General features: G+C 58.7%; 9 protein-coding genes. 3 read left to right on the top strand and 6 right to left on the bottom strand.

Going from position 1 to position 7,970, the window contains the following annotated elements:
- Positions 1 to 519: 519 nt before the first annotated feature.
- Positions 520 to 1,497, bottom strand: a complete 978-nt coding sequence (locus QRN25_RS26090; protein WP_285022447.1) for an ATP-binding protein — start codon at positions 1,495 to 1,497, stop codon at positions 520 to 522.
- A 497-nt stretch (positions 1,498 to 1,994) separates the two neighbouring features.
- Entirely contained in the window at positions 1,995 to 3,881 is a 1,887-nt protein-coding gene (gene htpG, locus QRN25_RS26085; protein WP_285022446.1) for a molecular chaperone HtpG, read from the bottom strand.
- Between the two features lie 172 nt (positions 3,882 to 4,053).
- Here htpG and QRN25_RS26080 point away from each other — a divergent pair, with 172 nt between their 5' ends.
- Positions 4,054 to 4,236, top strand: a complete 183-nt coding sequence (locus tag QRN25_RS26080) for a hypothetical protein (protein WP_285022444.1) — start codon at positions 4,054 to 4,056, stop codon at positions 4,234 to 4,236.
- A 311-nt stretch (positions 4,237 to 4,547) separates the two neighbouring features.
- On the opposite strand, the gene QRN25_RS26075 is transcribed toward QRN25_RS26080, so the two are convergent.
- The 3 genes from QRN25_RS26075 to QRN25_RS26065 all read right to left on the bottom strand — a co-directional run bounded on the left by QRN25_RS26075 (position 4,548) and on the right by QRN25_RS26065 (position 6,041).
- Positions 4,548 to 4,820, bottom strand: coding sequence for a hypothetical protein (locus tag QRN25_RS26075; RefSeq protein ID WP_285022443.1), 273 nt, complete (start codon positions 4,818 to 4,820; stop codon positions 4,548 to 4,550).
- Complete coding sequence (locus QRN25_RS26070; RefSeq protein WP_285022442.1) at positions 4,817 to 5,083, bottom strand: hypothetical protein; 267 nt, start codon at positions 5,081 to 5,083, stop codon at positions 4,817 to 4,819. Before QRN25_RS26070 ends, QRN25_RS26075 begins: the two co-directional genes overlap by 4 nt.
- 793 nt (positions 5,084 to 5,876) lie before the next feature.
- Positions 5,877 to 6,041 carry a hypothetical protein gene (locus tag QRN25_RS26065; protein WP_285022441.1) on the bottom strand — a complete coding sequence of 55 codons (165 nt, stop codon included), beginning with the start codon at positions 6,039 to 6,041 and terminating at the stop codon, positions 5,877 to 5,879.
- Between the two features lie 982 nt (positions 6,042 to 7,023).
- Here QRN25_RS26065 and QRN25_RS26060 point away from each other — a divergent pair.
- Together QRN25_RS26060 and QRN25_RS26055 are read left to right on the top strand one after the other, a co-directional pair.
- On the top strand, positions 7,024 to 7,290 hold the full coding sequence (locus QRN25_RS26060; RefSeq protein ID WP_502910501.1) for a helix-turn-helix domain-containing protein: 267 nt from the start codon (positions 7,024 to 7,026) through the stop codon (positions 7,288 to 7,290).
- Positions 7,226 to 7,471: a hypothetical protein gene (locus QRN25_RS26055; RefSeq protein ID WP_285022450.1), complete on the top strand. Its 246-nt coding sequence runs from the start codon at positions 7,226 to 7,228 to the stop codon at positions 7,469 to 7,471. Before QRN25_RS26060 ends, QRN25_RS26055 begins: the two co-directional genes overlap by 65 nt.
- A 55-nt stretch (positions 7,472 to 7,526) precedes the next feature.
- Here QRN25_RS26055 and QRN25_RS26050 read toward each other — a convergent pair whose 3' ends face one another.
- Positions 7,527 to 7,769 carry a copper resistance protein B gene (locus tag QRN25_RS26050; RefSeq protein ID WP_285022440.1) on the bottom strand — a complete coding sequence of 81 codons (243 nt, stop codon included), beginning with the start codon at positions 7,767 to 7,769 and terminating at the stop codon, positions 7,527 to 7,529.
- Between the last annotated feature and the right edge of the window lie 201 nt (positions 7,770 to 7,970).

Raw genomic sequence — 7,970 nt, 5'->3', positions numbered from 1 at the left:
TCCACCAAAACCCACGCCTCCCTGCGGGCTTCAGCGCTTTTCACACACGACTATCGACACGCCTTGATGGCCGCCTTGACCGCGGTGAAGGTTTTCAGGGCCTCGGCACGGTACTGAAGCGAAATCCTAAGACGAATAGAGCGCTCAGCGCCCAATCATGCAGGGTCTCGGTTCATTCCAGGCCCGTGACAGCATTCATGCAAAAGATCCGAGAGATCAGATGAATTACGATTATCGTGCCTTTGCCTGGGGTGCCAAAGCGGCGCAGGATGGCCTCGTGATTGCCGACCACCCTTATTTGTCCTTGCCGCTCCGCGCGGCATGGGATTCGGGTTTCCGGTTTGAGAGGCATCAAAGCGACCGCGTCGATCGGTGCAGGGCTAAACAGGCGTCATCGAAATAGGAAGCCAAGGCAGGCCAAACGCTTTCGGCCCGAAACAATGCCGAAATCCGACGAGCCAGGTACCAGCCCAGCAGTCTTCAGCACGACCACAATTTTGATCATCGAGCAGCCCCTCGCTACCCAGTTTTTTGTACGTCGCCGTTTGCGCAGCCTGTGGCCGGTTGGGTATGCTTCAGCTTAGCCAGTAGCGAAGCGAGTGCCGCTGAAAGATCGATCTGGCGGAAGGGCTTTTCCAGCCGAGGCAGCTGCGCATCGATCCCGATTGCATCTGAATATCCCGAAACAATCAGAACTGGCATTCCAGGTCGCTCACGGGCCACCGCGTTTGCCAATTCAACGCCGGTCATTTCGGGCATGAGATGGTCCGTAATCACGACGTCAACGCGTCCGATCCGTGCAAGCTCTGCAAGCGCTTGCGGCCCCGACGAGGCTTCGATGACTTGAAAGCCGAGTTCGACGAGCATATCGCAGGTACTTGCCCGCACCAGATCCTCGTCATCGACGAGCAAGGCCACTCCGGTCACGGGCGCCGCATGCGTCACCGTCGGCGAACTGCGGGTTTCCGTGTGTGTGCTGACGGGGAGCCAGAGGCTGACCGTCGTGCCCGCGTCCAGCACGCTGTCGATCGTAAGCGCGCCGCCAAGTTGCAGCGCGAGACCATGAGCCATCGACAATCCAAGTCCGGTGCCCTGTCCGATGCCCTTCGTGGAAAAAAAGGGTTCGATCGCACGGCGGCGGGTCGCTTCGTCCATGCCGTGCCCGGTATCGGTCACGGAGATCACGACATAATCCCCATCGCCAATTTCGGAATGCCCCAAGTCGGGTGTCATGCGCCTCGCCGCGATGACCAACCGCCCACCGGAGGGCATGGCATCACGCGCGTTCACCGAAAGATTGAGAAGCGCCATTTCGATCTGATTGGTATCGGCAAGCGCGAGGGGCAGTTCATCGGGGACCTCCATCTGGATTTCGATTTTCGGTCCGCACGTCGTGGTCACCAGATCGCGCATCCCGGCGATGAGCGCCGGGATGTCTACCGCCTCGGGTTGCAAAGGCTGCCGCCGGGCAAAGGCAAGAAGACGTTGCACCAGCATGCGAGCGCGATCGGCGGACTGCAGGGCGCCGTCGATCAGACGCTGTTCGCGTGGCCCGCCAACCTTGCGTCGTAGCAGCAGTGAGGTGGTCTCGCTTTCTCGGACAGTTTGGCGGCTAAGTTAAGCTAATACCGTTTGTCGTTCATGCCGCCATTTTGGTTATCAGATGACGGGAAAATGCCCTCCCATCATCTGATTGCGCGATCCGCCCATAGGCCTCTGCCGGGGTTTGTCCGGCCAGACCCGCGTGCGGCCTCTTGATAGTAATTGGTAATCCACCGGGGAACACTGGTGCTAAGCTCTGATCCGGTTTCGAAGGTGTACGGTCATCGGCACGAAGGTCTCGCGAAGTGCATCCATCTCCCGCGAATACTTGTCGCGGCCGAAGGTGCCTTCGCCTCTCACCGGGACGACATAGTCGAGATGATGGACGACATGCAGCGTCTTGGGAGCTGCGAAAAACAAAGGGGAGCCCATCGGCTCCCCCCTGTCCTGTATTATCCCAGCGTCTTGGCTATCAGGCGTTCGAGCCGCTGCGCGAAGGCTCGCGGATCGACGGGACCTTCTCCCTCAGCAATACGCGCCTCATCGAACAACAGGAATGCGATGTCCCGCCGCTCATCCTCGCTCGCCGTCGACTGGTCCAGCCTGGCGATGAGCCCATGGCGCGCATTCACTTCCAGCACAGGCTTTTCGCGTTCGGGCGCACGGCCGGCGGCGGCCAGCATCTTCTCAAGCTGAAGATCCATGGCGTTGTCCGGCGCCACGATGCACACGGCGCTGGTGGTCAAACGGTCGGAGATACGGACGTCGGAGACCTGATCCGCGAGCACCTCCTTGGCAAAGGCGATGAACCCGCTGACATCCTCTGCCGGGTTCGATGTGTCTGCGCTCCCCTCTGCCAAAGGGATCAGGCTGAGGTCGCTGGCGCCCTGCGTCACCGACTTGAAGGGCTTGCCTTCATAATCGACGCCCATCGTCGTCCAGAAATTGTCGACCTGATCGGGCAGCAGCAAAACCTCGATGCCCCGTGCCTTGAACCCTTCGAGCTGGGGAGACGTCGCGATCCGATCGAGGTCATCGCCGGTAGCATAGAAGATCGCAGTCTGATTTTCCTTGAGCCCCGCTACATAATCCTTGAGCGAGCGCCACTCGCCGTTCGATGCCGTCGTCTTGAAGCGAGCAAGCCCAAGCAACTGCGCGCGCCGCTCGTAGTCCTCGTAAAGCCCCTCCTTGAGCACAGCCCCGAAGTTGTTCCAGATTCCTGCGTAGCGATCGGCGTCATTCTCCGAGAGCTTGTCGAGTTCCGAGAGGATGCGATTGCTCACGCCTTTCTGGATGGCCGACAGCACGGGGCTTTCCTGGATCATCTCGCGCGACATGTTGAGAGGGAGGTCCGCGGAATCGACGAGGCCGCGCACAAATCGCAGATAGCGCGGGAGGATCTCCGCTTCACCGGTGATGAAAACCCTTCGCACATAGAGTTTGATGCGGCCATTGCGGTCGGGCTCGAAGAGGTCGAAGGGCTTGCTCTCCGGGATAAAGGTCAGCACCGAATACTCGTGCCGCCCTTCGGCCCGGTAGTGCAGCGTCATCGCCGGCTTGTCGAACTGCCCCGCCACGCTGCGATAGAAGTCGGCATACTCATCCTCGCTGATGTCCGACTTCGACCTGGCCCACAGCGCTGCGCCGTCGGCAAGCTGCCGAGCTTCTTCCTCGCTCCCGGTTTCCTCCACGAATATCGGCACCGGGACATGGCCCGACTGAGCCTTGACGATCCGTTCGATGGTGTAGAGCTCGGCATAGCTTTTCGCTTCGTCGAGCAAGGTCAGCGTTACCCGCGTTCCCCGCAAGGGAGCGGTAGCGGGATCGACCGGAGCTATGGTGTAAGTGCCCGAACCATCGGATGCCCAGCTCGCCGCCTCGTCCTCACCCGCGCGGCGGGAGACGACCTCGACTTTGCCTGCGACCATGAAGGCCGAATAGAAGCCCACGCCGAACTGGCCGATGAGCTGCTGTCCCTCGCCGTTCTTGTCGGCGGCGAGCCTGTCCATGAACGCCTTCGTCCCCGACCGGGCAATGGTGCCCAGGGTTTCAGCCATGTCGATCGCGGACATCCCGATGCCATTGTCCGTGACGGTGAGCGTACCGGCATCCTTGTCCAGCGTCACGGTGATGCGCGGCTGGGCGTCGTCGCCAAGCAGTTCGGGCCGGGAGATCGCTTCGTAGCGCAGCTTCTCGCAGGCATCGGCAGCGTTGGAGATAAGCTCGCGCAGGAACACGTCCCGGTCCGAATAGACCGAATGGACCATCATGTGCAGGAGCTTGGAAACATCGGCCTCGAAGGCCCGGGTCTCAGGGGCGGCAAACGTCTCGGTCGTCATCGTCTCTTCGGCTCACATGTTTCGGACTTACGCCAGCCAGATGGATCGGAACGTTTCCACGTTCAAGAGGGCCGACCTCGGATAGGCGGGTGAGGACTGGCAGCCCCGCCCATTTGATTTAGGAGGCTCGCATCAGCGCGCCCAGCTGTTTTCGCAGAGACGGTCCCTCCAAATGAAAATCGACATTGGTGAAGCCCTCTTTCGCAAGTGCGACAGCCAGGCTTTGCAGGTTCTTACAGCTGCCTTCTCGAGCGATCTCGAAAGCGCGCTCCATGATCGGACGTCCAGTTATCAAGCAATCCTCCCGTTCCCAATTCGTGCATCGTCGCCCTCCATCAAGGTGACGAAAAAATGAGGCCTGGCCGGTGTAGAAGATATATCCCGCGACCAGGCCCCAGGGAATCTCCAGTTGCGGGTTAGGTCAACCAGGATGAGGGTGTGTGATAAAGGCAGACCGGCAAGAACGGTTGCTGCGACCTGAAAATATTCTCCGCCTACGCAGTATCCAAACCTTGGTGGTCTCGATGCTGATAAAGTGGCCCGGCGCTAGCCTGCGGAACGTGCGCCGGGCCCAGGTTTTCACGTCAACCATGACTGTTCCTCAGGATAGGAACGTTTGGGGGGATCCGCCTGGTTTACGTGGTTCATGCCCCGATCGGCGGAGGCTCAAAAATGCGTAAGGGATAGCTGCAGTTGATCGTCCTGTTTCGGCTCGATGTTGGCCAACCGTGCGATCCTCGCCGCATCAGACAGGTCGTTGTCCTCGATGCAGACAAAATCGCGCGTGATCTCCACTTTCTCCCGCAGGCGCTGCAGAACGGCGGGAAAAATGTCGCGCAGCTGGCGGCAGTCCTCATGCGTGGCGTCGGCCCTATCGGCTTGGTCGAAGCGGTGCTGAGCCAGCGCGATTAAGGCATCGTCGGCTATCGGGCCGGTCACCAGGATACCCAATCCATCTCGGCGTCATCGACCGCTTCGAACATTTCTGGATCCGCGCCGGTGTCTCCCAGGCGCTTGCGGACCGCATCGGGGTTGCCGTCCTTCGGAAACCCACGATCCGATCTGGCGATCGAGGCGAGTTGGCCAATGAAGCCGCCTCGCTCGCTCTGTTCCAGTATCCAGCGCCCGAAAGGCAAGGATTTCGAACTGGTCTCATAGCCTCCGAGGTCAAGCGGACCATCCATCTTCGATAGTGCAGGCATCGCAGAATCACTCCTTGGTGGAATGACACAATGCTATATGTTCCTCATTTGTTCTGCAATCCGTTACGGTCAGGTTATGGGAACGAAACGGTTCGAGACAGTCTTCGACTACTCATTGTGTCACTGCGGTCGCGTGTCGCGGTGGACACTAGGCGCGGCTGAAGTGCAAGCCTGCGGTAGCCGCGAAGCGCGGTGCAGCCCGTCAGAGCGACGCTGATGCCATGCCGGTTCTGCACTTCGAATGGCGAGGAATCCCTTCTCGACGAACTGGCCGCCCGCATGTGGGCATCGTGCGAGACGTGAGACCGGCGACGCAGCGGACCAAGGAATAGGACTATGCTGGGCCGCACTGGCAGTTCGTGTTCCGGAACTATGCGCGCACATTCCTGGCAGCGGCGCGCAGGGATCACGATCGCGACGGGTAAGCCCAGCCCCCGGGCCGGATGAACCGTTTCGCGATCGACTTTATCGATATCGCCGGGCGCGAGGCGGAGCAGGAGCCCATCCAGCCCTGCGGCTGGCCCTTGCCTAGCTCTCGACCAGCCTCATCGCAGAGGGCTGGCAAATAGAGCGCTTTTGGACCCGCTTGACGTAACCGCCCGGCACCCACGGCATGAACCTTTACTTTCGGACGCGGGATGTTTCGATCTATCTCAACCGCTGGAAAATCCTGGCTAAGGAGCCATCAGAGCCACGAAAGCGGGGGAGCTCAAAGCGTGGTCGAGGCTGAGAAACGCGACCGGCAAACCGATAAGGATCGAGGCGACGGCAGCGACGCCCCAATAGCGCCGGGTCATTCGCGCTCTCCCGCATGATCAACCAAAACTATGTCGATCATCGCCCGAAAGAAGGCGAGCAAATCCGCCGCCGGCATCGCAGGAACTTGGAAGGCGCCGTGATCGATGGCGCGCTCGACGTCTTCTTCCGTTGCCTTGCGGCGAGCAACCGATACGTCCATCCGACAATCTCCGATTTCTGTCGGTCAAATCATGGACTTGCATAACACAGATTAATCTCGCACGACGTTGCATTCGTGAACACAGGATTTGAAATCTGGCAGAAGTTTTTGAAATTTTTATTCCGCAGGCCCGGCCTATCGCGGCAGCGCAAACGCTTTCCTCGTAGGCCTCGAGATGCCTAGTTGCCTTCCTCATGATACGGGCTCGGCTGTTCGAAAAAGCCCGTAGCGACCGCCGCAATCCCGCCTGCAACGATCAGCAAGATTATGGCCCCCACCACGAAAAAGCGGAGGAGTGGCCGCTTCCCGCCAGGAGGTGTCACGAGGTCTTTATCCGTAATCGACATCATAAGCTCCGGTAGCTGAAAACCGCCCGTCGTAGGTGGCTTTCCAGAACCGCCAACTCGTGCTGATGTTTCCTGACATTCTTACGTTAGGTTCAGAGCATTAAGAACGAAGATATTTGGAAACGCCAACGTGTCGGTGTGCGGGTTGGTCGACGGCTCTATTGCCAGAAAAATGGCTTCCGCAGCGGTATAAGTCGCCACGAGAGGGCTGTCTGGCCTGCCGTGGGTGGGGTTACAAACGTAAGTGATAGCCAAGGGCGTTGTCGCCTCACCAACCGTGGGAAAGGCAACTAGGCCACCCAAGGCAGTCGACAACGTATTATGGAGGTCCGCGCGATCATCCTGCCGACTTACCTTTGAAACTACGCACAGAGCAATGTCTGCTCCCCTCCCGTTTTCGCCATTCCGGGCGACGAGCGCTGCGCTTTGTAGCCGCTGACGTGACTGACGTGACCCCCGGATTTCCTCCAATCGGGATTAGAGCTGGGCAGCAACAACCGATCGGCTTCCATCTCGCCACCCCAAAACAAAATTCATATTTGACGCCCACGGAAAAGCTTGAGCAAAAAGAGGCGTAGAATGTCACAATCGGCAGTTTAATGCCCTCCCTATATACGTTTCTTTGAGAATGGCTCATGCAAAGCCATGACGCCTATGCCCTCCTCAAGAAACAAAGGTTCCTAAGCAAGATGGACCGCAACGACATTAGTAATTCCAATTCTTTCCTTACCAACTCTGAAGCTGCAGACTTCCTCCGCTTGTCTCCTCGAACACTAGAGAAACAAAGGGTTGTTGGGGGCGGCCCCCCATTCAGAAAATTTGGAAGACGAGTTCTGTATGCCCAAACCGATCTTCAAAAATGGGCTGAAGATCGCAGGTTCGACAGCACATCTCAGTTTTGAATTTTGCTCGGGCGCGGCCACCCGCATTCCACGCCCCAAACTTTTCGCCCCTCCCTCCGATCATGCATCTTATGAAAAATCAGAACATCGCACGCACACCGAGGACAGTCGATACGCCGGAAACATCCTTACCCGCCGCAATTGCCAGATCTGCCCTCCCACCAAGCTTGCCTTTCAGTGACGCGTACATAGGGTGCAAGCGATCGGTTACGCTAGCAGCGAAGGCAGGCACCAATTTAGAGGCTTTCGGAGCCCGCACCGACATGCTGCGCCGGTAGTTCCTGAAACTCGAAATCTGTCTCAGCTTCAGGACCGACCACGAACGACTCGCAATAGCCCGCCTTGCCGCGCGCAAGAATTTCGCATTGTTTCGAGACCAGCAACTGACCTTGCAGTTCTGACCAGTGAGGTACCAGCCGCTCGATACCGACCAGCGCGTAAGTACGCTTCCGATCGGGACGAAATCCTGCCGCATCCAATGCTACAGGGTAACCGTCGGATTGAGAACGCCTGCCTGATGACGATAATCTCAAGAGACGGTCATAGCGACGTCGCTGAAGAGGTCTCTCGATCGGGGATTACGATGCAGGCGGAGATACCGGGTAAAGAACGAGGCCGCCGATAGACTGCGGATTCCGACCATCGCGCGCAGGCATTCCGATTTGATGCCGCGCAGCGTT

Source organism: Novosphingobium sp. fls2-241-R2A-195 (assembly GCF_030209485.1).
Taxonomy (GTDB): domain Bacteria; phylum Pseudomonadota; class Alphaproteobacteria; order Sphingomonadales; family Sphingomonadaceae; genus Novosphingobium; species Novosphingobium resinovorum.
This window is presented reverse-complemented; position numbering and strand designations above follow the sequence as displayed.

Excerpts from the sequence above, each read along its gene's own strand:
- QRN25_RS26090 (WP_285022447.1), bottom strand. The coding sequence starts at position 1,497 with ATGCTGGTGCAACGTCTTCTTGCCTTTGCCCGGCGGCAGCCTTTGCAA.
- htpG (WP_285022446.1), bottom strand. The coding sequence starts at position 3,881 with ATGACGACCGAGACGTTTGCCGCCCCTGAGACCCGGGCCTTCGAGGCC.
- QRN25_RS26080 (WP_285022444.1), top strand. The coding sequence starts at position 4,054 with ATGAAAATCGACATTGGTGAAGCCCTCTTTCGCAAGTGCGACAGCCAG.
- QRN25_RS26070 (WP_285022442.1), bottom strand. The coding sequence starts at position 5,083 with ATGCCTGCACTATCGAAGATGGATGGTCCGCTTGACCTCGGAGGCTAT.
- QRN25_RS26065 (WP_285022441.1), bottom strand. The coding sequence starts at position 6,041 with ATGGACGTATCGGTTGCTCGCCGCAAGGCAACGGAAGAAGACGTCGAG.
- QRN25_RS26060 (WP_502910501.1), top strand. The coding sequence starts at position 7,024 with ATGCAAAGCCATGACGCCTATGCCCTCCTCAAGAAACAAAGGTTCCTA.
- QRN25_RS26055 (WP_285022450.1), top strand. The coding sequence starts at position 7,226 with ATGCCCAAACCGATCTTCAAAAATGGGCTGAAGATCGCAGGTTCGACA.